This is a genomic window from Pseudomonas mercuritolerans (assembly GCF_025706525.1).
GTDB lineage: Bacteria > Pseudomonadota > Gammaproteobacteria > Pseudomonadales > Pseudomonadaceae > Aquipseudomonas > Aquipseudomonas mercuritolerans.
In genome coordinates this window covers 93,120-118,192 of record NZ_JAMSHA010000010.1, presented here as the reverse complement: position 1 = coordinate 118,192, position 25,073 = coordinate 93,120, and the positions used below count along the sequence as shown (strand labels likewise).

The following is a 25,073-nucleotide window of genomic DNA, read 5'->3' as shown; positions in this document are numbered from 1 at the left end:
ATGATCGGCGCGTGTCCGTTCTTTTTACTATCGAGCCTTATCCATGAATCAGAACGCTGAATATTCCGCGGTCAACGATGCTGTGCGCGGGCAGTTTTTTCGCAAGGTCTGGGCGATGACCACGCCTTACTGGCGCAGCGAAGAGAAGGGCAAAGCCTGGACGTTGCTGATTGCCGTGATCGCGCTGACGCTGTTCAGCGTATGGATCGCCGTGTGGTTGAACAGTTGGTACAAGGATTTCTACAACGCCTTGCAGAAAAAGGATGAGGCGGCGTTCTGGCAGTTGATCCTGTACTTCTGCGGTATTGCCGCTGTGGCGATTCTCGCCGCGGTTTACCGGCAGTATCTGACGCAGATGCTGACCATCCGCTGGCGGGCGTGGCTGACCGAAAAACACTTCACCCGTTGGCTTGAACACAAGAATTACTTCCAGCTGGAGCAGGGCGGTTATACCGATAACCCGGACCAGCGCATCTCCGAAGACCTCAATAAATTCACCGCGAACACCTTGGCCCTTGGCTTGGGGTTGATCCGCACGATCGTCAGTCTGGTGTCCTTTTCGATCATCCTGTGGGGCGTCTCCGGGAGCATCGAGGTGTTCGGTTTCACTGTTCCCGGCTACATGTTCTGGTGTGCACTGGTCTATGCGGCGGTCGGCAGTTGGCTGACCCATCTGATCGGCAGACGCCTTATCGGCTTGAACAACAACCAGCAGCGTTTCGAAGCTGACCTGCGTTTTTCGATGGTGCGGGTTCGTGAAAATGCAGAAAGCATCGCCCTCTACAACGGCGAGCCGAATGAGAACCGCCGCTTGAGCAATCGTTTCGGCCTGGTCTGGCATAACTTCTGGGACATCATGCGGGTGTCCAAGCGTCTGACATTCTTCACTTCGGGCTATGGGCAGATCGCGATTATTTTCCCGTTCATCGTTGCGGCGCCACGGTATTTCAGCGGCAAGATCGAGCTGGGCGAGCTGATGCAAATCAACTCGGCGTTCGGCAATGTGCAAGAGAATTTCAGTTGGTTCATCAGTGCTTACCAGGATCTGGCCGAGTGGCGCGCCACTTGCGATCGTCTGCTGAGTTTCCGCAATGCCATGAGCAACAACGAAGAGCGGGTGCCCGCCATCAATGTGCAGAACCAGGGCAGTGAGTTGCAGGTGCACAACCTCGGCCTCGATCTGGCCGATGGTCGTCACCTGCTGACCAACGCCGGCATGACTGTTGAACCGGGCGAGCGAGTGATGCTCAGCGGCCGTTCCGGCAGCGGCAAATCCACGTTGTTGCGGGCGATGGGGCATTTGTGGCCGGCGGGGCACGGCAATATTCGTTTGCCGGCGGCGCGTTATCTGTTCCTGCCGCAGAAGCCTTATCTGCCGATCGGCACATTGCGTGAAGCGTTGAGTTATCCACAACCGGGCGACACTTACACGCCGGAGCGTTATGCACAGGTGCTGGAAACCTGTCGTCTGCCGCACTTGGTTGGGCGGCTGGATGAAGCCAATCATTGGCAGCGCATGCTCTCGCCCGGTGAACAGCAACGCCTGGCCTTCGCCCGCGCGCTCCTTTATGCACCGCAATGGCTGTACATGGACGAAGCCACTTCGGCGATGGATGAAGAAGACGAGGCCACGTTGTATCAGGCGTTGATCGACGAGATTCCGGGTCTGAGCATCGTCAGCGTCGGTCACCGAAGCAGTTTGAAACGATTCCATCCACGGCATGTGCGGATCGATAGTGGGCGTCTGGTCGAACAGGCCATAACTGTCTGAACACTCACCTGTGGGAGCGAGCCTGCTCGCGAAGGGGCCATATCGGTCGACGAATCTGTCGTCTGAACCACCGCTTTCGCGAGCAGGCTCGCTCCCACAGTGGGGTAATGTGATCTGCCCGGTGATCGTACAACTCGCTTGAGCTATGATGGCGCCAAGCCGAACTTTCGAGACAAGATGCAGACCATGGAAAAGCTGATCGACACCCCGCGCCTCCCCCGCAAGCGCCGCAGCCTCGCCCAGGAATTGGTGACGGTGTTGAGCGAGCAGATCCGCGATGGCCTGCTCAAGCGTGGCGACAAGTTGCCCACCGAGTCCGCGATCATGGAAGCCCATGGTGTCAGCCGCACCGTGGTGCGCGAGGCGATTTCCCGTCTGCAGGCCGCCGGCCAGGTGGAGACCCGCCACGGCATCGGCACGTTCGTCCTCGACACGCCAAGCCCGAGCGGTTTCCGCATCGACCCGGCCACCGTTGTCACTCTGCGTGATGTGCTGGCGATTCTCGAATTGCGCATCAGCCTCGAAGTCGAATCCGCCGGCCTCGCCGCGCAACGCCGCAGCCCCGAACAGCTGGCAACCATGCGCGCCGCCCTCGACGCTTTGAACGAAAGCGCCTCGCATGCCAGCGATGCGGTGTCGTCGGACTTCGCTTTCCACCTGGAAATTGCCCTGTCCACTGGCAACCGTTATTTCACCGACATCATGACGCACCTGGGCACCAGCATCATTCCGCGTACGCGGCTGAACTCGGCGCGCCTGGCCCATGATGATCAGCAGCACTACATGGGCCGCCTGAGCCGCGAGCACGAAGAAATCTACGACGCGATTGCCCGCCAGGATTCCGATGCAGCGCGTGCGGCGATGCGTCTGCACCTGACGAACAGCCGCGAAAGACTGCGCCAGGCCCATGAAGAGGCGCAGGCGCAGGGGTGATGTTGTCAGAGTTCGAGATAAACCTTCTGCTCTTCAGACTGTGCAGTATTACCAGATGATCTCTGCACGCTATAGCTCAATGTAGCGATGGCACCCGGCTCAAATTTTTCTGCAAAGATTTTTTTCGCAATAACGAATACAAATGAGGCGTCGGTGGGTGATTTTACTTCGAGCTCCTGCTTATCTTGGTTCCCTGTGGAAGTGCTCACCTCGAAGATCACCTTGTCTCCCTCCATAACATTTGGGTACGACTCGACGCTGCCGTGAGCAGGGTCAACCAAATTATGGATGTAAAGCGTGAGTTTCCCGTCATGCACGGTGGCTTCGAGAAGTTGAGGCGGGGCGAGGTTTGTTGGGTTTGCAGTCATGATTGAAATTCCTTTTATACCTAATCAAACCTTTTAATTCCGTAGTAATGACGCGCTACGATAGGAGCCGGTTCGCTATCCCCTGCGGTCATTAGCTCAGTTAGGCCCCTTCTTGCGCACCTGTTAGAAATACCAGTCCCGACCAACGGTCGTCACGCAAAGCGGCTGCGCCTGGAAACGTGAAATGGTGATGAGAAACGCCGTGTTCACGCCTCGATCCGCAACCTCAACCCCTGCGAATACGGCTCCATACTCGACTCATCCCGAAACTTGTAGCGCAGTTCCACCTCGCGGTTCAGGTACGGTTGCAATGCTTCTTTCGGCAGCTGCACCTCGATGTCGAAGAGCTTTTCCATTTCATCCTCGGCGTCATCCCAGGCGCCAGTGTCCACTTCATCACCTTCCCATTCAGGTTCTTCTCCATCGCTGCCGAGAATCGCATAGACGCTCCAGTTTGCTGCGAAATCGCTGGAATCCGGGACCTGCACGGTGAGGATGTCCGGCAATTGCGAGAGCTGAAGCGTGACGCAGTCGTCCTGTGCGGGGGCGATGTGGGTGAGGGTAGGGGCAGCAAAGTGCATCGACATAACGGCTTCCTTTGAGTGGTTCGCCACGATCCTTCGTGGCAGTCGACGTACTTTACGAGCCGCTGGTCCCCTCAGAATTAAACGAATCCAGACCGGATATTTCAGCCATCGAAGACGTCAAGCACGCGCCTCGTAGCCATTTCGTTAAGCGCGAAAGCCAATCTTGTCCGACAAAAAAGCGCTGCCAACGATGAAATGCAGTTGACGGTTATTTTTTAAGTTGTACGATGACCTACAACTTCGGCGAAGGCTGAACGGTCCACTCACAATAAAACGTTGCTACCAGGGTGTTCGAATAATGAATCCACAAGAACTGAAGTCCATCCTCTCTGCCGGCCTGCTGTCTTTCCCGGTGACCGATTTCAACGCGCAGGGCGATTTCAACCGCGCGGGCTACATCAAACGCCTGGAATGGCTGGCTCCGTATGGCGCTTCGGCTCTGTTCGCCGCCGGCGGCACCGGTGAGTTCTTCTCCCTGGCCGCCAGCGAGTATTCGGAAATCATCAAGACTGCCGTCGACACCTGCGCAACCAGCGTGCCGATCCTCGCTGGCGTCGGTGGTTCGACCCGCCAGGCCATCGAATACGCTCAGGAAGCCGAGCGTCTGGGCGCCAAGGGCCTGTTGCTGCTGCCGCACTACCTGACTGAAGCGAGCCAGGACGGCGTTGCCGCTCACGTTGAAGCCGTGTGTAAATCGGTGAAGATCGGCGTGGTCGTCTACAACCGCAACGTTTGCCGCCTCAACGCGCCGCTGCTGGAACGTCTGGCCGAGCGCTGCCCGAACCTGATCGGCTACAAGGATGGCCTGGGCGATATCGAGTTGATGGTGTCGATCCGTCGCCGCCTCGGTGATCGCTTCAGCTACCTCGGTGGTCTGCCGACCGCTGAAGTCTACGCCGCTGCCTACAAGGCGTTGGGCGTGCCGGTCTACTCCTCGGCGGTGTTCAACTTCATCCCGAAAACCGCGATGGACTTCTACCACGCGATCGCTCGCGAAGATCACGCCACCGTCGGCAAGATCATCGACGACTTCTTCCTGCCGTACCTGGACATCCGCAACCGCAAGGCCGGTTACGCCGTGAGCATCGTCAAGGCAGGTGCAAAAATCGCCGGCTATGACGCAGGTCCGGTGCGTGCGCCGCTGACCGACCTGACCGGCGAAGAGTACGAAATGCTCGCCGCGCTGATCGACAAGCAAGGCGCGCAATAAACGAGAAAAGCGAGGCCGCTGAGCAATCAGCGGCTTTTTGCGTGAAGGCTTTTAGAGTTGAGGGCTGCCCTGTGACAACTGCAAAACGCTACGACAACTACATCAATGGCGAATGGGTCGCCGGTGCCGATTACTCGGCCAACATCAACCCGTCCGAACTCAGCGACACCATCGGCGACTACGCCAAGGCTGACCTGACCCAGGTCAACGCCGCCATCGACGCTGCTCGCGCTGCGTTCCCGGCGTACTCCACTTCGGGCATTCAGGCCCGTCACGATTCGCTGGATAAAGTCGGCAGCGAGATCCTCGCCCGTCGCGAAGAGCTCGGCACGCTGTTGGCCCGTGAAGAGGGCAAGACCCTGCCGGAAGCGATCGGTGAAGTGACCCGCGCCGGCAACATTTTCAAGTTCTTCGCCGGTGAATGCCTTCGCCTGTCCGGTGACTACGTGCCGTCGGTACGCCCGGGCGTCAACGTCGAAGTCACTCGCGAAGCGCTGGGCGTGGTCGGTCTGATCACCCCGTGGAACTTCCCGATCGCCATCCCGGCGTGGAAAATCGCCCCGGCCCTGGCCTACGGCAACTGCGTCGTGCTCAAGCCTGCCGATCTGGTGCCGGGCTGCGCCTGGGCGCTGGCGGAAATCATCTCCCGCGCGGGCTTCCCGGCCGGTGTGTTCAACTTGGTAATGGGCAGCGGTCGCGTGGTTGGCGAGGCGTTGGTCAACAGCCCGAAAGTCGACGGCATCAGCTTCACCGGTTCGGTGGGCGTGGGTCGTCAGATCGCGGTCAACTGCGTTTCGCGCCAGGCCAAGGTGCAGCTGGAAATGGGCGGCAAGAACCCGCAGATCATTCTCGACGACGCCGACCTCAAGCAAGCGGTCGAGCTGTCGGTGCAGAGCGCGTTCTACTCCACCGGCCAGCGCTGCACAGCGTCGAGCCGTCTGATCGTCACCGCTGGCATCCACGACAAGTTCGTTGAAGCGATGGCCGAGCGCATGAAGTCGATCAAGGTCGGCCACGCGCTGAAGGCCGGCACCGACATCGGTCCGGTGGTTTCCCAGGCGCAGCTTGAACAGGACATGAAGTACATCGACATCGGTCAGTCCGAAGGTGCGCGTCTGGTCAGCGGCGGCGGTGTGGTGACTTGCGACACCGAGGGCTACTTCCTCGCGCCAACCCTGTTCGCCGACAGCGAAGCGTCGATGCGCATCAGCCGCGAAGAGATCTTCGGCCCGGTGGCCAACATTGTTCGTGTGGCCGATTACGAAGCCGCGCTGGCAATGGCCAACGACACCGAATTCGGCTTGTCGGCCGGCATCGCCACCACGTCGCTGAAGTACGCCAACCACTTCAAGCGCCACTCCCAGGCCGGGATGGTGATGGTCAATCTGCCGACCGCCGGTGTGGATTACCACGTACCGTTCGGCGGGCGTAAAGGCTCGTCCTACGGCTCCCGCGAGCAAGGCCGATATGCACAAGAGTTCTACACCGTGGTGAAAACCGCCTACGTAGGCTCCTGATACACGCAATACCCCTGTAGGAGCTGCCGAAGGCTGCGATCTTTTGATCCTGTTTTTAAGATCAGGATCAAAAGATCGTCCGATCGCGGCCCGAGCCTTCGGCAGCTCCTACAGGGAATAGATGCAAGACCAAAGAAGCTTCACCCCGCATAAAAATAATCAGTGGGAGTACATCTGCATGCAATCCTCCAAGCCGACTCACGTCCGCTATTTGATCCTGCTCATGCTGTTTCTGGTGACCACGATCAACTACGCCGACCGTGCCACGATCGCCATTGCCGGCTCCAGCCTGCAAAAGGATCTTGGCATCGACGCCGTTACCCTCGGCTACATCTTCTCCGCATTCGGTTGGGCCTACGTCGCCGGGCAAATTCCCGGTGGCTGGCTGCTCGATCGTTTCGGCTCGAAAAAAGTCTATGCCCTGAGCATTTTCACCTGGTCGCTGTTCACCGTGCTGCAAGGCTTTGTCGGTGAATTCGGCATGTCCACGGCAGTGGTTGCGCTGTTCATGTTGCGCTTTCTGGTGGGCCTGGCCGAAGCGCCATCGTTCCCCGGCAACGCTCGCATCGTGGCGGCGTGGTTCCCGACCGCTGAACGCGGCACCGCTTCGGCGATCTTCAACTCGGCGCAGTACTTTGCCACCGTGTTGTTCGCGCCGCTGATGGGCTGGATCGTCTACAGCTTCGGCTGGGAGCACGTGTTCATCGTCATGGGTATTCTCGGTATCGTGTTCTCGCTGGTGTGGCTGAAAGTCATCTACAGCCCGCGCGAGCACCCACGGGTCAACGAGGCCGAGTTCAAGCACATCGCTGAAAACGGCGGCATGGTCGACATGGATCAGAAGGGCAAGAAGTCCGACGGTCCGAAGTGGGATTACATCCGTCAACTGCTGACCAACCGCATGATGCTTGGCGTGTATCTGGGCCAGTACTGCATCAACGGCATCACCTATTTCTTCCTGACCTGGTTCCCGGTGTATCTGGTGCAAGAGCGTGGCATGACCATTCTCAAGGCCGGTTTCATCGCTTCGTTGCCGGCGATCTGCGGCTTTATCGGCGGCGTGCTTGGCGGGGTGATTTCCGACTACCTGCTGCGCAAGGGCCACTCGCTGACCTTCGCCCGCAAGGCGCCGATCATCGCCGGCCTGCTGGTGTCGAGCAGCATCGTCGCGTGCAACTATGTTGAAGTGGAATGGATGGTCGTGGGCTTCATGGCTCTGGCATTCTTCGGCAAAGGCGTTGGCGCACTGGGCTGGGCGGTGGTCTCCGACACTTCGCCGAAACAGATCGCCGGTCTGAGCGGTGGCCTGTTCAACACCTTTGGCAACATCGCTTCGATCACCACGCCGATCGTCATTGGCTACATCATCAGCTCCACTGGCTCGTTCAAGTGGGCGCTGGTGTTTGTCGGCGCCAACGCACTGGTCGCGGTGTTCAGCTATCTGGTGATCGTCGGCCCGATCAAGCGTGTGGTCTTGAAAGAGCCGCCAGCCAAGGGCGGCAATGAAGCCACCGGCAATTTGTCTCAAGCGCATTCCTGAGGAGCGGCGTCATGCAGTTGATTGAACATTCCGACTCGCCGCGCTACATCCGCCTGCACGAGCGGGACAACGTTGTAGTGGTGGTCAACGATCAGGGCGTACCGGCCGGTACCGAGTTCGCCGACGGCCTGGTCACGCTGGATTTCGTGCCGCAGAGCCACAAGGTCACTCTGGAGGATATTCCCGAAGGCGGCCCGGTGATTCGTTACGGGCAGATCATCGGCTACGCCTTGCAGCCGATCCGTCGCGGCAGTTGGGTCAAGGAAGATCAACTGCGCATGCCCACCGCGCCGCCGCTGGACAGCCTGCCGCTGTCCACCGAGGTGCCGGACGCGCAGGCACCGCTGGAAGGCTTCACGTTCGAGGGCTATCGCAACGCCGACGGCACCGTCGGCACGCGCAACATTCTCGGCATCACTACGACCGTGCAGTGCGTCACCGGCGTGCTCGATCACGCGGTCAAGCGCATCAAGGAAGAGCTGCTGCCGAAGTACCCGCACGTCGATGACGTGGTGGCGCTGACCCACAGCTATGGCTGCGGTGTGGCGATCACCGCCACCGACGCCTATATCCCGATTCGTACCGTGCGCAATCTTGCGCGCAACCCGAACCTGGGTGGCGAGGCGCTGGTGATCGGTCTGGGCTGCGAGAAATTGCAGGCCGGGCAGGTGATGCACGAGGACGATGCCTCGGTGGATCTCAGCGATCCGTGGCTGTACCGCTTGCAGGATTCCAGTCACGGTTTTACCGAAATGATCGAACAGATCATGGAACTGGCCGAAGTGCGTTTGAAGAAACTCGACCAGCGCCGCCGCGAAACCGTGCCGGCCTCCGAGCTGATTCTCGGTATGCAGTGCGGCGGCAGCGACGCGTTCTCCGGCATCACCGCCAACCCGGCGCTGGGTTATGCCTCGGACTTGCTGTTGCGTGCGGGGGCGACGGTGATGTTTTCCGAAGTCACCGAAGTGCGCGATGCGATCTATCTGCTGACGTCGCGGGCGCAAACGCAAACCGTCGCCGAAGAGCTGGTGCGCGAGATGGACTGGTACGATCGTTACCTGGCCAAGGGCGAAGCCGATCGCAGCGCCAACACCACGCCGGGCAACAAGAAGGGCGGGTTGTCGAACATTGTCGAGAAGTCGCTGGGTTCGATCGTCAAATCGGGCAGCAGCGCGATCAACGGCGTGCTTGGCCCGGGCGAGCGTTTCAAGCACAAGGGCCTGATTTTCTGCGCGACGCCGGCCAGCGATTTTGTCTGCGGTACGTTGCAACTGGCGGCGGGGATGAACCTGCACGTGTTCACCACCGGTCGCGGCACGCCTTATGGGTTGGCCATGGCGCCAGTGGTCAAGGTGTCGACGCGGACCGAACTGGCGCAGCGCTGGCCAGATCTGATCGACATTGATGCCGGGCGTATCGCTACCGGACGCGCGACCATCGAAGAACTCGGCTGGGAGTTGTTTCACTATTACCTGGATGTTGCCAGTGGCAAGCAACAGACCTGGGCGGAAAAGCACAAGCTGCATAACGACATCACCCTGTTCAACCCGGCGCCGATTACCTGAGACCGCGTCATCGTTCTTCGCGAGCAGGCTCGCTCCCACAGGGATATGCATTGCAAATGTGGGAGCGAGCCTGCTCGCGAATGCGATCTGCCAGACGCCGAAGGACTTGCGGTGCCTGTGATCGTTCCCACGCTCTGCGTGGGAATGCCTCATGTGACGCTCCGCGTCACGCTTTGGGACGCAGAGCGTCCCGGGGCTGCATTCCCACGCAGAGCGTGGGAACGATCAGGGTGAAAGTGGCTTATCATTAGCCCCCTATCGACGCTCACCCAAGGCTCTCCGGCATGCTGGCAATCTTTCTTGAAACCCTGAACATCACCGCGCCGGTGTTTGCCATGCTGTTTCTCGGTGTGCTGCTCAAGCGCATCGACTGGATCAACGACAACTTCATCCACACCGCCTCGTCGCTGGTGTTCAACGTGACCATGCCGGCGCTGCTGTTCCTCGGCATTCTCCACGCCGACCTGCACGCCGCCCTGCAACCTTCGCTGCTTATCTACTTCTCCCTTGCCACCCTGGTGAGTTTCGCCGTGGCCTGGGGCTGGGCGATTTTCAAATGTCCGCGGGAAGATCGCGGCATCTACACCCAGGGCGCGTTTCGTGGCAACAACGGCGTGATCGGTCTGGCGCTCGCGGCGAGCATGTACGGCGATTACGGCATTTCCCTCGGGGCAATTCTCGCGGCGCTGGTGATCCTGTTCTACAACACGCTGTCGACCATCGTGTTGGCGGTGTACAGCCCGGTGATCAAGTCCGATCCGTGGAGCATCTGCAAAAGCGTGTTCAGCAACCCGCTGATCATCAGCGTGATTTCGGCGGCGCCATTCGCTTATTTCAAGATCGGTTTGCCGGGCTGGCTGGAAACCTCCGGCCAGTATCTGGCGCAGACCACTTTGCCGCTGGCGCTGATCTGTATCGGCGGCACGCTGTCGCTGGCGGCGTTGCGCAAGAGCGGCAAGATGGCGCTCAGTTCCAGCCTGGTGAAGATGGTCGGTCTGCCGTTACTGGCAACCGTGGGCGCTTGGCTGTGGGGCTTTCGCGGGGCGGAGCTGGGGATTCTGTTTCTCTACTTTGGCAGCCCGACGGCGGCGGCAAGTTTCGTCATGGCCCGGGCAGCGCAGGGCAATCATGAGCTGGCAGCGGCGATCATCGTGATGACCACGTTGATGGCGGCGATTACCACCAATGTCGGGATCTTTGTGTTGCAGTGGGGTGGGTGGATCTAAAGGCAAGATCAAAAGATCGCAGCCTTCGGCAGCTCCTACATGGAAATGCGGTCTCCTGTAGGAGCTGCCGAAGGCTGCGATCTTTTAGCTTTTCTGGTAGGTATCGATCACTTCCTGCGCCGCGCGAAACGCATCGATCGCCGCCGGTACGCCGGCATACACCGCGCAATGCAGCAGCGCCTCGCGAATCTCTTCCACCGTGCAGCCGTTGTTCAGCGCACCGCGCACATGGCCTTTCAACTCCTGCGGGCACTTCAACGCGGTCAGCGCGGCGAGGGTGATCAGGCTGCGGGTTTTCAGCGGCAGCCCCTCACGATTCCACACCCCGCCCCAGGCGTGTTCATTGACGAAATCCTGCAACGGCTGGGTGAACTCGGTGGCGTTGCCCAGGGCGCGATCAACGAACGCATCGCCCATGACCTGACGACGGATTTCAACCCCGGACTGCTTCGACTCGCTCATGGCACATCTCTCTTGTGGTGTTGGCGACGCCAGGCGCGGATCGACGTGAACAGCAGAAACGTCAGCAGCGCTGGCAGGACATAAAACAGCATCAAGCGCTCGAGTTTGCCGGCCAGCGGCATACCAGTGGTGAACGACACCACATGCAGCCCGTAGACCAGATACAAACCAAGCAGCAGCAAGCCTTCGGCCCGGGTCACGCGATAGCCGGAATAGAACACCGGCAAGCACAGCGCCGCGACGCCGAGCATCACCGGCAAGTCGAAATCCAGCGCATTCGGGGAAACGGAAAGCGGCGTCGGTGCGAGTAGCGCGGTCAGCCCCAGCACCCCGAGCAGGTTGAACAGGTTGGCGCCAATCACATTGCCCACGGCAATGTCGCGCTGGCCGCGCAACGCAGCGATCAGCGAAGTCGCCAGTTCCGGCAGCGAAGTGCCGACCGCGACCACGGTCAGGCCGATGACCCGTTCGGACAGGCCCAAGTCGGTGGCCACGACCACGGCGGCGCCGAGCAGCAGACGCCCGGCGAACACCAGCATGGCCAGGCCAGCGAGAATCATCAGCACACTGATCAGCCAGGATTGCTGCGTATCCTGCGAGCGTTCGGTATGGGGGCGAGTCGAATGTCGCGACTGACGCAACAGCAAGCCGAGGTACAGCGCCAAGGCCCCGAGCAGCAGGACGCCGTCGAAACGCCCGAGGTCTTTATTCCAGGCGAGGATGAATACCAGCAGGCTGGCGCCGATCATCAGCGGGATATCCAGACGCACCAACTGCCGCGACACGCGCAGCGGAATGATCAGTGCCGACAGGCCAAGGGTTACGAGGATATTGAATATGCCGCTGCCGACCACGCTGCCGACGGCGATGTCCGGGTTGTCGGTCAACGCCGCTTGCAGGCTCACGGTCATTTGCGGCGCGCTGCTGCCGAGGGCGACGATGGTCAGGCCGATGATCAACGGACGCACATGCAGGCGCTCGGCCAGACGCACGGCGGCGCGCACCATCAGCTCGGCGCCGATGAGCAAAAGAACCAGGCCGCTGAGCAATTCGATGACGTTGATCAGCGGCAGATCGGCTAGTCCGAAAATGGTCGGCGCTCCATCAGTCGAGGGCCTGCACGCGAACCCGTGCGGTGCCGCTGCGCAGCATGCCGATCTCATCGGCGGCCTCGCGTGACAGATCGATCAGCCGGCCACGGGTGTGCGGGCCACGGTCATTGATGCGGACCACGACTGATTCATCGTTTTTCAGGTTGGTGACCTTCACCCGCGTGCCGAACGGCAACTGGCGGTGGGCGGCGGTCAGGGAATGCTGGTTGAACGCTTCGCCGCTGGCGGTGCGCTTACCGTGATGTTTGGCTCCATAGTAGGAGGCGACGCCGGTCTGGTCGTAACCGTGCGGGTCGATGGTGTCGGTACTGGCGCAACCGGCCAGCAGAGAGAGCAGGGCGCTGCTCAGCAACAGACGCTTCATTCAAGGTTTCCCGAATACAAATGTGGGACTGATCTTCTGCCACAGAAGATCAATCCCACAGGGGATGGAGCCAGGCTTTGCATCCGGCTCCATTGGTGGTCAGCCTTCGAGCTTGCTTTTCAGCAGTTCGTTCACCTGCTGCGGGTTGGCCTTGCCTTTCGAGGCTTTCATGGCCTGGCCGACGAAGAAGCCGAACATCTTGCCGCGTTTGGCTTCGTCTGCCGCGCGGTACTGTTCGACCTGTTCGGCGTTGGCCGCGAGCATTTCATCGAGCACGGCGGAGATCGCGCCGGTGTCGGTGACTTGCTTGAGGCCGCGCTTCTCGATGATCTCGTCAGCACTGCCTTCGCCGTTGGCCATCGCTTCGAACACCACCTTGGCGATCTTGCCGGAGATGGTGTTGTCCTTGATGCGCTGCAGCATGCCGCCCAGTTGCTCGGCGGAAACCGGCGAATCCTCGATGTCCAGGCCCTGCTTGTTGAGCAGGCTGCCCAACTCGACCATCACCCAGTTCGCCGCCAGTTTCGCGTCGCCACCGATGGCTGCGACTTTCTCGAAGTAATCCGCCTGTTCACGGCTGGTGGCCAGCACGTTGGCGTCGTAGGCCGACAGACCGAACTGGCTCTGGAAGCGCTCGCGCTTTTGCGGTGGCAGTTCCGGCAGGGTGGAACGCACTTCACCGAGGAACGACTCTTCGATGACCACCGGTAGCAGGTCCGGATCAGGGAAGTAACGGTAGTCGTTGGCTTCCTCTTTCGAACGCATCGGACGGGTCTCATCCTTGTTTGGGTCGTACAGGCGAGTCTGCTGGATCACTTTGCCGCCGTCCTCGATCAGCTCGATCTGACGCTGGATCTCGGAGTTGATTGCCTTCTCGATGAAGCGGAACGAGTTGACGTTCTTGATCTCGCAGCGAGTGCCGAACTCAACCTGGCCTTTCGGGCGCACCGAGACGTTGCAGTCGCAACGCAGCGAGCCTTCGGCCATGTTGCCGTCGCAGATACCCAGGTAGCGCACCAGCGCGTGGATGGCCTTGACGTAAGCCACGGCTTCCTTGGCGCTGCGCATGTCCGGCTCGGACACGATTTCCAGCAGCGGCGTGCCGGCACGGTTCAGGTCGATGCCGGTGGCACCGTTGAATTCTTCGTGCAGGCTCTTGCCGGCGTCTTCTTCCAGGTGCGCGCGGGTGATGCCGACGCGTTTGACCGTGCCGTCTTCCAGGGCGATGTCCAGGTGGCCCTTGCCAACGATCGGCAACTCCATCTGGCTGATCTGGTAGCCCTTCGGCAGGTCCGGGTAGAAGTAGTTCTTGCGGGCGAACACGTTGTGCTGGCCGATCTCGGCGTCAATCGCCAGACCGAACATCACCGCCATGCGCACCGCTTCCTGGTTGAGCACCGGCAGCACACCGGGCATGCCCAGGTCGATCAGGCTGGCCTGGGTGTTCGGCTCGGAACCGAAGGTGGTGGAACTACCGGAAAAGATTTTCGACCGGGTGGTGAGCTGAGTGTGAATCTCCAGCCCGATCACGACTTCCCATTGCATGTGTGTCTCCTCAGAAGCCGGTTGGGGTGCGGGTGTGCCAGTCAGTGTTGAGCTGATACTGGTGCGCAACGTTGAGCAAACGGCCTTCCTGGAAATACGGCGCGAGCAACTGCACGCCCACCGGCAGACCATCGACAAAACCGGCCGGCATCGACAGGCCCGGCAGGCCGGCGAGGTTGGCGGTGATGGTGTAGACGTCTTCCAGATAGGCAGCGACCGGGTCGCTGTTCTTCGCGCCAAGCTTCCAGGCCGGGTTCGGCGTGGTCGGGCCGAGGATGATGTCGACTTCATTGAAGGCAGCCATGAAATCGTTCTTCACCAGGCGACGAATCTTCTGCGCTTTCAGGTAGTAGGCGTCGTAGTAACCGGCGGACAACGCGTAGGCACCGACCATGATCCGGCGCTGCACTTCCGCGCCGAAGCCTTCGCCACGGGAACGCTTGTACAGGTCGATGAGGTTTTCCGGGTTTTCGCAGCGATGGCCGAAACGCACGCCGTCGAAACGCGACAGGTTCGAGGAGGCCTCTGCCGGGGCGATCACGTAATAAGCCGGGATCGCGTGCTGCATGTTCGGCAGGCTGATTTCCTTGATCACCGCACCGAGCTTCTGCAACTGCTGGATGCTGTTCTGGATCAGCTCGGCAATGCGCGGGTCGAGACCGGCGCTGAAGTATTCCTTCGGCACGCCGATGCGCAGGCCTTGCAGCGACTCGCCGAGGCTGGCGGAGTAATCCGGAACCGGCTCATCGATGCTGGTGGAGTCGTTCGGGTCGAAGCCGGCCATGCCTTGCAGCAGGATCGCGCAGTCTTCGGCCGTGCGCGCCAACGGGCCGCCCTGATCGAGGCTGGAAGCGTAGGCAATCATGCCCCAGCGCGAAACGCGACCGTAGGTCGGCTTCAGGCCGGTGAGGTTGGTGAACGCCGCCGGCTGACGGATCGAACCGCCGGTGTCGGTGGCCGTGGCCGCTGGCAACAAACGAGCAGCAACCGCCGCCGCCGAGCCGCCGGACGAACCGCCCGGTACGTGTTCCAGATTCCACGGGTTTTTCACTGCGCCGTACCAGCTCGACTCGTTGGCCGAACCCATGGCGAATTCGTCCATGTTGGTCTTGCCCAGAGTCACAGCGCCGGCAGCGGCCAGTTTCGCGACCACGGTGGCGTCGTAGGGAGCCTTGAAGTTGTCGAGCATCCTCGAGCCGCAACTGGTGCGGATGCCCTGGGTGCAGAACAGATCCTTGTGGGCGATCGGCGCGCCGAGCAGGGCGCTGCTCTCACCATTGGCCCGGCGTGCATCGGCGGCTTTCGCCTGCTCGACGGCCAGATCCTCGGTGAGGCTGATGAAACTGTTGAGCTGCGGATCGAGCTGGGTAATACGCGCCAGCAGGACTTTGGTCAGCTCTTCGGAGGAAAACTTTTTATCGGCGAGACCGCGGGCGATCTCGGCCAGAGTCATTTGATGCATTGCAGGCTCTTTCCCTTTAGTCGATGACTTTCGGAACCAGATACAGGCCGTTTTCGACCGCTGGTGCGATGGACTGGTAGGCCTCGCGATTATTCGTCTCGGTCACCACGTCGGCGCGCAGGCGCTGACTGGCTTCCAGGGGGTGGGCCAGCGGCTCGATACCGTCGGTATCAACGGCCTGCATTTCGTCGACCAGCCCGAGAATGCTGTTGAGGGCGGAAGTAATGTGCGGAAGATCGGCATCGTTGAGGCCAAGGCAGGCCAGATGCGCGATTTTTTCCACGTCGGAGCGTTCTAGCGCCATCGGGATTCTCCAGTGGAAAACAGAACGGACGGCGTCCGTGTGTTAGATTGTCGGAACACTACCGCACTTCTACGGTCATAAGGCCGCGATTGTGGGGCTTGGTGCACAGAAAAGCGGCCAATTTAACATATTGGCGCCTTGCCCAAAATCCCTGTCGTTGTTAGAGTTTGCCGCACTTTTTTACCCACGCGTTGCCTAGGGTCCCTTTCCCATGTTCAAGAAACTGCGTGGCATGTTTTCCAGCGATCTTTCCATTGACCTGGGCACTGCCAACACCCTTATTTACGTGCGCGAGCGCGGTATCGTCCTGAATGAGCCATCGGTTGTGGCCATTCGGACACACGGTAACCAGAAAAGTGTCGTCGCTGTCGGCACCGAGGCCAAGCGCATGCTCGGCCGTACGCCGGGCAACATTGCCGCCATTCGTCCGATGAAGGACGGCGTGATCGCCGACTTCAGCGTCTGCGAAAAGATGCTGCAGTACTTTATCAACAAGGTTCACGAAAACAGTTTCCTGCAGCCCAGCCCTCGTGTGCTGATCTGCGTTCCATGCAAGTCCACCCAGGTTGAGCGTCGCGCCATCCGTGAATCGGCCCTTGGCGCCGGTGCCCGCGAAGTGTTTCTGATCGAAGAGCCGATGGCTGCTGCGATCGGTGCCGGCCTGCCGGTTGAAGAAGCGCGCGGTTCGATGGTCGTGGACATCGGCGGTGGTACCACTGAAATCGCCCTGATCTCCCTCAACGGTGTGGTTTACGCCGAATCCGTACGTGTCGGCGGCGACCGTTTCGACGAAGCGATCATCACCTACGTGCGCCGCAACTACGGCAGCCTGATCGGTGAATCCACCGCCGAGCGCATCAAGCAGGAAATCGGTACTGCCTACCCGGGCGGCGAAGTGCGCGAAGTCGATGTTCGCGGTCGCAACTTGGCCGAAGGCGTTCCACGCGCATTCACCCTGAACTCCAACGAAGTGCTCGAGGCTCTGCAAGAGTCGCTGGCCACCATCGTTCAGGCGGTGAAAAGCGCGCTGGAGCAATCGCCGCCGGAACTGGCTTCCGACATCGCCGAGCGTGGCCTGGTGCTGACCGGTGGTGGCGCGCTGCTGCGTGACCTCGACAAGTTGCTGGCCCAGGAAACCGGTCTGCCGGTGATCGTTGCCGAAGACCCGCTGACCTGTGTCGCTCGCGGCGGGGGCCGTGCGCTGGAAATGATGGATAAGCACACCATGGATCTGCTTTCGAGCGAATAAGCTTCGAATGCAATACGTGGGTGAACGCACAGGCAGCACTTTGCAGTGCTGCCTGTTGGCGTTTATCTTCTGTCAGTCTTCATCCAGGCCGGTTTGATGCCGTATGAATAAACAGAACATTTGCCTGGGAGGAGCGGCTTATTAAACCGCTTTTCACCAAAGGCCCTTCGTTGGGCGTGCGCCTGTTGGTGCTGGCCGTGCTTGCGGTCGCACTGATGGTGGTCGATGCACGTTTCGACCTGCTCAAGCCCGCGCGCAAGCAAGCGTCGCTGGTGCTCATGGATGCCTACTGGATCACGGACCTGCCCGGCCGCTTGTGGGAAGGGGTCGCCAGTCAGTTCGGCAGCCGCACCGAGCTCGTCGCCGAAAACGAAAAACTCAAGACCGAAAACCTGCTGTTGCAGGGACGCATGCAAAAGCTCGCGGCCCTGACAGAGCAGAACGTTCGGCTGCGCGAGTTGCTCAATTCCTCCGCATTGGTCAATGAAAAGGTCGAAGTGGCCGAGTTGATCGGCATGGACCCCAACCCCTTCACCCATCGCATCATCATCAACAAAGGTGAGCGCGACGGCGTGGTGCTCGGCCAACCGGTGCTTGATGCGCGCGGGCTGATGGGCCAGGTGGTCGAATTGATGCCTTACACCTCGCGTGTCCTGCTGCTGACCGACACCACTCACAGCATTCCCGTGCAGGTGAACCGTAACGGTCTGCGCGCGATTGCCAGCGGCACCGGCAACCCGGAACGCCTGGAATTGCGTCATGTCGCCGACACGGCGGACATCAAGGAAGGCGATCTGCTGGTCAGCTCCGGTCTTGGCCAGCGATTCCCGGCCGGTTATCCGGTGGCGACGGTAAAAGAAGTCATCCACGACTCCGGCCAACCGTTCGCCATTGTCCGTGCGGTACCTACCGCCGCCCTGAACCGCAGCCGCTACCTGCTGCTGGTGTTCAGCGATAGCCGCACCGCCGAGGAACGCGCCAATGACGCCGCCCAGGCCCAGGAACAGCTCGATGCCCACGGCGGCGGCCCGATGTTGCCGGCCAGCGTGCCGAAACCGTTGATCATGCCTGCCACGCCGTCGACCGCTGCCGCAGCGCCGGCCGCTGAAGCAGCGGCGCCTGCCACCACGCCTGCCACCACGCCTGCCAAGCCCGCCGCGAGCAAGCCGCCCGCTGCCGCTCCGGCCGCTGCCAAACCGCCGGCCGCGAGCAAACCACCGGCGAAACCGCCAGCGACTACCGGGGGACGAGAGTAATGGTCGGCGCGAAAAAATCTGCAAACGGCTGGATGATCTGGCTGACGTTCTTCGTCGGCATCCTGCTCAGCGTTTCACCGTTGCCGATCTTTATGGAAATCCTGCGCCCGCTGTGGCTGGCCTTGCTCGTGACGTTTTGGGCGCTGTACATGCCGCACACGGTCGGCATGGTCACGGCGTTCTGTCTGGGGCTGGCCGAAGATGTTCTGCAGGGGGACCTGCTCGGGCAGAACGCGCTGATCCTGACCCTGATTACCTTCCTCGTGTTGTCGTTGCAGCAGCGTCTGCGCATGTTCCCGATGTGGCAGCAGTGTCTGGTGATCCTGGTGATCTTCGGCCTCGCACAATTGGCGCAACTGTGGCTCAGCGCTCTGACCGGCAACCGTCAGCCAACCCTGGCGCTGGTCTTGCCGGCGCTGGTCAGCGCCTTGCTCTGGCCGTGGGTCAGCTTCGCCCTACGCGGGATGTGCCGACGCTACAGAATTTATTGAGCCGGTGAAGCAGGGCACTGAACAGGGAGATGTTTTGATGAAACTGCTTTACCTCGCCTCCGGCTCACCGCGCCGCCGTGAATTGCTCACGCAGATCGGCGTGCATTTCTCTGCCATCAGCGCGGACATCGACGAAACCCCGCTTTCTGAAGAATCCCCATCGGCCTATGTCGAGCGCCTCGCGCGTGGCAAGGCTGAGGCCGGGCGCCGCTCGGTCGTCTCTGACCAGCCGTTCTGCGTGCTTGGCGCCGACACCGCTGTGGTACTCGACGGCAAAATACTTGGCAAACCGGTGGACGAAGCCGATGCATGCGCCATGCTGATGATGTTGTCCGGCAACGAACACGAAGTGCTGACCGCCATCGCCGTGCTTGAAGGTGAGCGCTGCGAGTCGCGGGTGGTGCGCAGTCGCGTGCGTTTTCGCAGCATCAGCCGCGAAGAGGCCGGCGCCTACTGGGCCAGTGGCGAACCGCGCGACAAGGCCGGCGGCTATGGCATTCAGGGCCTGGGGGCGGTGTTTGTCGCCGGGCTCGACGGCAGCTATTCGGCGGTGGTCGGCCTGCCGTTGTGCGAAACCTGCGAGGTGTTGGGCCATTTCGGCATACCCTGTTGGCAAAACCTGAACACGCCCTGAGCGTCGTACGAATCCAGATGCGGCCACTATCGTGAACATGCCTGAACGAGATCCTGCCATGAGTGAAGAGATTCTGATCAACATCACGCCGATGGAATCGCGCGTGGCGGTGGTCGAAAACGGTGTGCTGCAAGAAGTCCACGTCGAGCGCACGCAGAAACGCGGGATCGTCGGCAACATCTATAAAGGCAAGATCGTCCGCGTCCTGCCGGGCATGCAGGCGGCATTTGTCGACATCGGCCTCGATCGTGCGGCTTTCATTCACGCCGCCGAAATCTCCCTGCGCGAAGGCCCGGCAGTGGAAAGCATCAGTTCGCTGGTGCACGAGGGTCAGAGCCTGGTGGTGCAAGTCACCAAAGACCCGATCGGCTCCAAAGGCGCACGCCTGACCACGCAACTGTCGATTCCTTCGCGTTATCTGGTGTACATGCCGCGCACTGCCCACGTTGGAATTTCCCTGAAGATCGAAGACGAAGCCGAGCGCGAGCGTCTCAAGCAGGTGGTCAGCGATTGCGTGGCCAAAGAAGGCATCAAGGAGGCCGGCGGTTTCATTCTGCGTACAGCCGCTGAAGGCGCGGGCGCTGATGAAATCTTGATGGACATCCGCTACCTGCGGCGCCTATGGGACCAGATCAACGAGCAAATCAAGACCATCGCCGCGCCCAGCGTGATCTACGAAGACCTCGGCCTGGCCCTGCGCACCCTGCGTGATCTGGTCAATCCGAAGATCGAGAAGATCCGCATCGACTCGCGGGAAACCTTCCAGAAAACCACGCAATTCGTCGCCGAACTGATGCCGGAAATCGCCGATCGTCTGGAACACTATCCGGGCGAGCGGCCGATCTTCGATCTGTACGGCGTCGAAGACGAAATCCAGCGCGCGCTGGAGCGCAAGGTGCCGCTGAAGTCCGGGGGGTATCTGGTGATCGATCCGGCGGAAGCCATGACCACCATTGACGTCAACACCGGGGCGTTCGTCGGTCATCGCAATCTCGAAGAAACCATTTTCAAGACCAATCTCGAAGCGGCCACGGCGATCGCCCGGCAGATGCGCCTGCGCAATCTCGGCGGGATCATCATCATCGACTTCATCGACATGGAAGATGAAGAGCACCAGCGTCAGGTCCTGCGCACTCTGGAGAAACAGCTGGAGCGCGATCACGCCAAGACCAACATCATCGGCATTACCGAGCTGGGCCTGGTGCAGATGACCCGCAAGCGCACCCGTGAAAGTCTCGAACAGGTGCTGTGCGAACCGTGCAGCAGTTGCCAGGGACGCGGCAAGCTGAAAACCGCTGAAACCATCTGTTACGAGATCTTCCGCGAGATTCTGCGCGAGGCGCGGGCCTATCAGGCCGAGGGTTATCGGGTGCTGGCCAACCAGAAAGTAGTCGATCGTCTGCTCGATGAAGAGTCCGGTAACGTCGCCGAGCTTGAAGGCTTTATCGGCCGCACCATACGCTTCCAGGTGGAAACCATGTATTCCCAGGAACAATATGACGTGGTGCTGCTCTGAAGCCCTGCATCACCACTCATTCAACGCGGCTGGCCTCAGCTTTTCGCAGTATTTTTGCCATGGGAGCCAACTGACATGGAGCGTCTGACACGCATTCTGGCCGCACTCACCCGCTGGGGGCTGGGCCTGTGCGCGTTGGTTCTGGTGTTGATGGCGTTGTACGTCAGCCTCGGCCGCGAGCTGACCCCTCTGGTGGCGGAATACCGCGCCGACATCGAAGACAAGGCCAGCGCCGCCCTCGGCATGCCCTTGCAGATCGGTGAGCTGGAAGGCAACTGGAGCGGTTTCGCGCCGATCCTGCTGGCCCACGACGTGATGGTCGGCGACGGTGCCAACGCTCTGCGCCTCGACCGCGTGCGGGTGGTGCCGGATATGTGGGGCAGCGTGCTCGCCCGCGAAGTGCGCCTCGCGCATATCGAACTCAACGGTTTGAAGATCAGCCTCAAGGAAGCCGAAGACGGCACCTGGGCGCTGGAAGGCCTGCCGGTGCAGAAGGATCAACCGTTCGATGCGGCACAACTGTTCCAGCGCTCGCAGATGATCAAGCAACTGTCGGTACTAGACAGCCAGGTGACCCTGCAACCGCTCGATCACCCGCCCATGACGCTCACCTATGTCGGCCTCAATGTGCGTACCGGCGCCAGTCGCCAGCGTCTCGATGCGCGTCTGACCTTGCCCGACGGCCAGCCTGTGGCGCTGAGCCTGCGCAGCCAATTGCGTCCTGATCAGTGGCAGAACAGCGTCATCGAGGGTTATGCCAGCCTGCCGCAAAGCGACTGGTCGAAATGGCTGCCCGAGCGCCTGACCCAGCAATGGAATTTTTCCGAGATCAAGGCCGGCGGTGAACTCTGGGTCGATTGGGCCGAAGGCGCGTTGCAAAGCGCCGCGTTGCGCCTGAATGCGCCGCAAGTGACCGGTGCCTACGCCGAGCGCAAGCCGATCCAGATCAACAATCTGGCGCTCAACGCCTATTACCGCAACACCGCCGAGGGCGCAAAGGTCACTCTTGATTCACTGGCGATGAGCTTCGGCGACACCCGTTGGGAATCCCATGTGCAGGTGCAGCAGACTCGCGCCAGCGCCAACGCTGAAGAGCTCTGGCATTTGCAGGCCGATCGCCTCGATCTGACCCCGATCACGCCGCTGCTCAATGCGCTGGGGCCGTTACCGCAAAGCTTCGCCACTGTGGTCGAGCGTTTGAAGGTAACCGGCGGCCTGCGTAATGTGATGCTGGACTTCCGCCCGACCGCCACCGATGGCAGCAAATTCGGCTTTGCCGCCAATCTCGACAACGTCGGTTTCAATGCCTACCACGGCGCTCCGGCGGCGCGGAATGTCAGTGGCAGCCTGAGTGGCAATCTGGACGGCGGTGAGTTGCGCCTCGACAGCAAGGACTTCGTCCTGCACCTCGATCCGATTTTCGCCAAGCCATGGCAATACTTGCAGGCCAATGCGCGGCTGACCTGGAAGCTCGACAAGGACGGCTTCACGCTGATTGCGCCGTACCTGAAGGTGCTGGGCGAGGAGGGCAAGATTGCCGGCGACTTCCTCATCCGCCTGCACTTCGACCATAGCCAGGAAGACTACATGGACCTGCGCGTCGGCCTGGTCGATGGCGACGGTCGCTACACCGCCAAATACCTGCCGGCTGTGTTGAGCCCGGCGCTCGATGAGTGGCTGCGCACGGCGATCCTCAAAGGCGCGGTGGACCAGGGCTTCTTCCAGTATCAGGGCTCACTGAGCAAGAACGCCGGCGAGGCTGATCGCAGCATCAGCCTGTTCTTCAAGGTCCATGACGCCGAACTGGCCTTTCAGCCGGGCTGGCCGCATGTGAGCAAGGTCAGCGGCGACGTGTTCATCGAGGACAGCGGCGTGCGCATCTGGGCCAGCAAGGGCCAGTTGCTCGATACCCAAGTCAGCGATGTCTTCGTCAATATTCCGCACGTACCGGCCGGGCAGAATAGCCATCTGTTCCTCGACGGCGCGTTTGCTGGTGGCCTGGGCGATGGCTTGAAGATTCTTCAGGACGCGCCGATCGGCACCGGCGAAACCTTTGCCGGTTGGGAGGGCGCGGGTGATCTGAACGGCAAGCTCAAGCTGGATATTCCGCTGGCCAAGGGCGAACAACCGAAAATCCTCGTCGATTTCAAGACCGCCAATGCGCGTTTGAAACTGGCCGAACCGAAACTGGAACTTAGCCAGCTCAAGGGCGATTTCCGCTTCGACAGCAATAAAGGCCTCAGCGGCCAGAACATCTCTGCACGGGCCTTCGACAAACCGGTCACTGCGCAGATATTCGCCGACGGCAGCCCCAACCAGATCAAGACTCGGGTGGCTGCCTCGGGGCAGGTCGAAGTGAAAAAGCTCACTGACTGGCTCGGCGTGACCCAGCCGTTGCCTGTGTCCGGGACTGTTCCTTATCAATTGCAGCTGAACCTCTCAGGGGCCGACAGTCAGTTGATAGTCAGTTCCAGCCTCAAAGGCGTTGCAGTGGATCTGCCGGCGCCGTTCGGCATGGCCGCCGATGTCGGGCGCGACACGGTGTTCCGGATGACCTTGCAAGGGCAGGAGCGGCGGTACTGGTTCAATTACGATCAACTGGCCAATTTCACCTTTGCCGCGCCGCCGAGCAATTTCGCCGATGGCCGTGGCGAACTGTTTCTCGGCGCTGGCGAAGCGGTGTTGCCGGGCGCCAAGGGCCTGCGCATTCGCGGGGTGCTGTCGGAACTCGATGTCGCGCCGTGGCAGGATCTGGCCAGCAAGTACGCCGGCCAGGATCCGGGCGGCAGCGCCAAACAATTGCTCAGCAGCGCTGACGTCAAAGTCGGCAAGTTGACAGCGTTCGGCACCACGCTGGATCAGGCCTCGGTGCAAATCAATCGCAAGCCCGGCGCGTGGAATCTGGCGCTCGACAGCCAACAGGCCAAGGGCAGTGCCAGCCTGCCGGACGCCAAAGGCGTGCCCATTGCGGTGAATCTGCAATACGTGAAACTGCCGGCGCCGGACCCGGCAGTGCAGGCAGACGAGAATGCGCCTGATCCATTGGCATCGGTCGACCCGACGAAAATCCCGGCACTCGATATTACCCTCAACCAATTGTTTCTCGGCCCTGATCTGGTCGGTGGCTGGTCGCTGAAAGTGCGGCCGACCGCCAAGGGCATCGCCCTGAACAACCTCGACATGGGCCTCAAAGGCATCCTGCTGCAAGGCAACGGTGGCTGGGAAGGCGCGCCAGGGGCGACCAGCAGTTGGTACAAGGGAAGGGTCGGCGGCAAGAACCTTGCTGACGTGCTCAAAGGCTGGGGCTTCGCCCCGAGCGTGACCAGCGAAGAATTCCACATGGACGTCGATGGCCGCTGGCCAGGATCGCCAGCATGGCTGGCGACCAAGCGCTTCTCCGGCACGCTCGATGCCTCGCTGAACAAGGGCCAGTTCGTTGAAGTGGAAGGCGGTGCTCAGGCGCTGCGGGTGTTCGGCCTGCTCAACTTCAACTCCATCGGCCGGCGTCTGCGTCTGGACTTCTCCGACCTGTTCGGCAAAGGCCTGAGCTACGACCGGGTCAAAGGTTTGCTGGTGGCGAACAACGGTGTCTACGTCACCCGTGAGCCGATTCGCCTGACCGGGCCTTCGAGCAATCTTGAGCTGGACGGCACGCTGGATCTGGTCGGTGACAAGGTCGATGCGAAATTGCTGGTGACCTTGCCGGTGACCAACAACCTGCCGATTGCCGCGCTGCTCGTCGGCGCACCGGCGGTCGGCGGCGCGCTGTTCCTCATCGACAAGCTGATCGGCGACCGCGTGGCGCGCTTCGCCAGCGTCAAGTACACCGTCAAAGGCCCATGGAAAGAGCCTAAAATCACCTTCGACAAGCCTTTTTAACTAGCAGACACTACCCCTGTAGGAGCTGCCGAAGGCTGCGATCTTTTGATCTGGCTCTTAAAAAAAAATCAAAAGATCGCAG

21 protein-coding genes are annotated in these 25,073 nt (G+C 60.8%); 13 read left to right on the top strand and 8 right to left on the bottom strand.

What is annotated here, in order from left to right; genetic code table 11:
* The first annotated feature begins 43 nt into the window (after positions 1-43).
* Both ND528_RS24965 and ND528_RS24960 read left to right on the top strand, forming a co-directional pair.
* Positions 44-1,771 (top strand): ABC transporter ATP-binding protein/permease, encoded by a 1,728-nt coding sequence (locus ND528_RS24965; RefSeq protein ID WP_263471436.1) that lies wholly within the window; start codon positions 44-46, stop codon positions 1,769-1,771.
* A 186-nt stretch (positions 1,772-1,957) separates the two neighbouring features.
* On the top strand, positions 1,958-2,704 hold the full coding sequence (locus tag ND528_RS24960; RefSeq protein WP_024011597.1) for a FadR/GntR family transcriptional regulator: 747 nt from the start codon (positions 1,958-1,960) through the stop codon (positions 2,702-2,704).
* A gap of 5 nt (positions 2,705-2,709) precedes the next feature.
* Here ND528_RS24960 and ND528_RS24955 read toward each other — a convergent pair whose 3' ends face one another.
* Positions 2,710-3,072, bottom strand: coding sequence for a hypothetical protein (locus tag ND528_RS24955; protein ID WP_130911317.1), 363 nt, complete (start codon positions 3,070-3,072; stop codon positions 2,710-2,712).
* Positions 3,073-3,278: 206 nt separating this feature from the next.
* A complete protein-coding gene (locus ND528_RS24950; protein ID WP_130911318.1) occupies positions 3,279-3,659 on the bottom strand; it encodes a hypothetical protein in 381 nt (126 codons plus the stop codon).
* A gap of 298 nt (positions 3,660-3,957) precedes the next feature.
* Between ND528_RS24950 and kdgD the strand changes: the two genes are divergently transcribed.
* The 5 genes from kdgD (at position 3,958) to ND528_RS24925 (ending at position 10,717) form a co-directional block, all read left to right on the top strand.
* Positions 3,958-4,869 (top strand): 5-dehydro-4-deoxyglucarate dehydratase, encoded by a 912-nt coding sequence (gene kdgD, locus ND528_RS24945; RefSeq protein ID WP_016771708.1) that lies wholly within the window; start codon positions 3,958-3,960, stop codon positions 4,867-4,869.
* 71 nt (positions 4,870-4,940) lie between these two features.
* Entirely contained in the window at positions 4,941-6,386 is a 1,446-nt protein-coding gene (locus tag ND528_RS24940) for an aldehyde dehydrogenase family protein (RefSeq protein WP_137215508.1), read from the top strand.
* Positions 6,387-6,564: 178 nt separating this feature from the next.
* On the top strand, positions 6,565-7,926 hold the full coding sequence (locus ND528_RS24935; protein ID WP_133334710.1) for an MFS transporter: 1,362 nt from the start codon (positions 6,565-6,567) through the stop codon (positions 7,924-7,926).
* Between the two features lie 11 nt (positions 7,927-7,937).
* Entirely contained in the window at positions 7,938-9,491 is a 1,554-nt protein-coding gene (gene garD, locus ND528_RS24930; protein WP_137215506.1) for a galactarate dehydratase, read from the top strand.
* Between the two features lie 284 nt (positions 9,492-9,775).
* Positions 9,776-10,717 carry an AEC family transporter gene (locus tag ND528_RS24925; protein WP_016770674.1) on the top strand — a complete coding sequence of 314 codons (942 nt, stop codon included), beginning with the start codon at positions 9,776-9,778 and terminating at the stop codon, positions 10,715-10,717.
* An 84-nt stretch (positions 10,718-10,801) separates the two neighbouring features.
* On the opposite strand, the gene ND528_RS24920 is transcribed toward ND528_RS24925, so the two are convergent.
* The 6 genes from ND528_RS24920 to gatC all read right to left on the bottom strand — a co-directional run bounded on the left by ND528_RS24920 (position 10,802) and on the right by gatC (position 15,966).
* Complete coding sequence (locus tag ND528_RS24920) at positions 10,802-11,179, bottom strand: carboxymuconolactone decarboxylase family protein (RefSeq protein WP_263471435.1); 378 nt, start codon at positions 11,177-11,179, stop codon at positions 10,802-10,804.
* A complete protein-coding gene (locus tag ND528_RS24915) occupies positions 11,176-12,186 on the bottom strand; it encodes a calcium/sodium antiporter (protein ID WP_408005063.1) in 1,011 nt (336 codons plus the stop codon). The genes ND528_RS24920 and ND528_RS24915 overlap by 4 nt, the downstream gene beginning before the upstream one ends.
* A 97-nt stretch (positions 12,187-12,283) precedes the next feature.
* Positions 12,284-12,655, bottom strand: a complete 372-nt coding sequence (locus ND528_RS24910) for a septal ring lytic transglycosylase RlpA family protein (protein WP_024011604.1) — start codon at positions 12,653-12,655, stop codon at positions 12,284-12,286.
* Positions 12,656-12,754: 99 nt separating this feature from the next.
* Complete coding sequence (gene gatB, locus ND528_RS24905) at positions 12,755-14,200, bottom strand: Asp-tRNA(Asn)/Glu-tRNA(Gln) amidotransferase subunit GatB (RefSeq protein ID WP_263471434.1); 1,446 nt, start codon at positions 14,198-14,200, stop codon at positions 12,755-12,757.
* A 10-nt stretch (positions 14,201-14,210) separates the two neighbouring features.
* Positions 14,211-15,662 carry an Asp-tRNA(Asn)/Glu-tRNA(Gln) amidotransferase subunit GatA gene (gene gatA, locus ND528_RS24900; RefSeq protein WP_263471433.1) on the bottom strand — a complete coding sequence of 484 codons (1,452 nt, stop codon included), beginning with the start codon at positions 15,660-15,662 and terminating at the stop codon, positions 14,211-14,213.
* A 16-nt stretch (positions 15,663-15,678) separates the two neighbouring features.
* Complete coding sequence (gene gatC / locus ND528_RS24895; RefSeq protein WP_024011606.1) at positions 15,679-15,966, bottom strand: Asp-tRNA(Asn)/Glu-tRNA(Gln) amidotransferase subunit GatC; 288 nt, start codon at positions 15,964-15,966, stop codon at positions 15,679-15,681.
* 211 nt (positions 15,967-16,177) lie between these two features.
* On the opposite strand from gatC, the gene mreB reads away from it, so the two are divergent.
* The 6 genes from mreB to ND528_RS24865 all read left to right on the top strand — a co-directional run bounded on the left by mreB (position 16,178) and on the right by ND528_RS24865 (position 24,991).
* Positions 16,178-17,215, top strand: a complete 1,038-nt coding sequence (gene mreB, locus ND528_RS24890; RefSeq protein WP_002555108.1) for a rod shape-determining protein MreB — start codon at positions 16,178-16,180, stop codon at positions 17,213-17,215.
* Positions 17,216-17,355: 140 nt separating this feature from the next.
* A complete protein-coding gene (gene mreC / locus ND528_RS24885) occupies positions 17,356-18,471 on the top strand; it encodes a rod shape-determining protein MreC (RefSeq protein WP_263471489.1) in 1,116 nt (371 codons plus the stop codon).
* Positions 18,471-18,962, top strand: coding sequence for a rod shape-determining protein MreD (gene mreD, locus ND528_RS24880; RefSeq protein ID WP_042608773.1), 492 nt, complete (start codon positions 18,471-18,473; stop codon positions 18,960-18,962). The genes mreC and mreD overlap by 1 nt, the downstream gene beginning before the upstream one ends.
* A gap of 37 nt (positions 18,963-18,999) precedes the next feature.
* Entirely contained in the window at positions 19,000-19,596 is a 597-nt protein-coding gene (locus ND528_RS24875) for a Maf family protein (protein WP_212615318.1), read from the top strand.
* A gap of 58 nt (positions 19,597-19,654) precedes the next feature.
* On the top strand, positions 19,655-21,112 hold the full coding sequence (gene rng / locus ND528_RS24870) for a ribonuclease G (RefSeq protein WP_016771696.1): 1,458 nt from the start codon (positions 19,655-19,657) through the stop codon (positions 21,110-21,112).
* Between the two features lie 75 nt (positions 21,113-21,187).
* Positions 21,188-24,991, top strand: coding sequence for a YhdP family protein (locus ND528_RS24865; RefSeq protein WP_263471429.1), 3,804 nt, complete (start codon positions 21,188-21,190; stop codon positions 24,989-24,991).
* Positions 24,992-25,073: the final 82 nt, after the last annotated feature.

Bases quoted from the DNA above. Each gene is read 5' to 3' on its own strand.
- ND528_RS24965 (WP_263471436.1), top strand. From the start codon at position 44: ATGAATCAGAACGCTGAATATTCCGCGGTCAACGATGCTGTGCGCGGG.
- ND528_RS24960 (WP_024011597.1), top strand. From the start codon at position 1,958: ATGGAAAAGCTGATCGACACCCCGCGCCTCCCCCGCAAGCGCCGCAGC.
- ND528_RS24955 (WP_130911317.1), bottom strand. From the start codon at position 3,072: ATGACTGCAAACCCAACAAACCTCGCCCCGCCTCAACTTCTCGAAGCC.
- ND528_RS24950 (WP_130911318.1), bottom strand. From the start codon at position 3,659: ATGTCGATGCACTTTGCTGCCCCTACCCTCACCCACATCGCCCCCGCA.
- kdgD (WP_016771708.1), top strand. From the start codon at position 3,958: ATGAATCCACAAGAACTGAAGTCCATCCTCTCTGCCGGCCTGCTGTCT.
- ND528_RS24935 (WP_133334710.1), top strand. From the start codon at position 6,565: ATGCAATCCTCCAAGCCGACTCACGTCCGCTATTTGATCCTGCTCATG.
- garD (WP_137215506.1), top strand. From the start codon at position 7,938: ATGCAGTTGATTGAACATTCCGACTCGCCGCGCTACATCCGCCTGCAC.
- ND528_RS24925 (WP_016770674.1), top strand. From the start codon at position 9,776: ATGCTGGCAATCTTTCTTGAAACCCTGAACATCACCGCGCCGGTGTTT.
- ND528_RS24920 (WP_263471435.1), bottom strand. From the start codon at position 11,179: ATGAGCGAGTCGAAGCAGTCCGGGGTTGAAATCCGTCGTCAGGTCATG.
- ND528_RS24915 (WP_408005063.1), bottom strand. From the start codon at position 12,186: ATGGTGCGCGCCGCCGTGCGTCTGGCCGAGCGCCTGCATGTGCGTCCG.
- ND528_RS24910 (WP_024011604.1), bottom strand. From the start codon at position 12,655: ATGAAGCGTCTGTTGCTGAGCAGCGCCCTGCTCTCTCTGCTGGCCGGT.
- gatB (WP_263471434.1), bottom strand. From the start codon at position 14,200: ATGCAATGGGAAGTCGTGATCGGGCTGGAGATTCACACTCAGCTCACC.
- gatA (WP_263471433.1), bottom strand. From the start codon at position 15,662: ATGCATCAAATGACTCTGGCCGAGATCGCCCGCGGTCTCGCCGATAAA.
- gatC (WP_024011606.1), bottom strand. From the start codon at position 15,966: ATGGCGCTAGAACGCTCCGACGTGGAAAAAATCGCGCATCTGGCCTGC.
- mreB (WP_002555108.1), top strand. From the start codon at position 16,178: ATGTTCAAGAAACTGCGTGGCATGTTTTCCAGCGATCTTTCCATTGAC.
- mreD (WP_042608773.1), top strand. From the start codon at position 18,471: ATGGTCGGCGCGAAAAAATCTGCAAACGGCTGGATGATCTGGCTGACG.
- ND528_RS24875 (WP_212615318.1), top strand. From the start codon at position 19,000: ATGAAACTGCTTTACCTCGCCTCCGGCTCACCGCGCCGCCGTGAATTG.
- rng (WP_016771696.1), top strand. From the start codon at position 19,655: ATGAGTGAAGAGATTCTGATCAACATCACGCCGATGGAATCGCGCGTG.
- ND528_RS24865 (WP_263471429.1), top strand. From the start codon at position 21,188: ATGGAGCGTCTGACACGCATTCTGGCCGCACTCACCCGCTGGGGGCTG.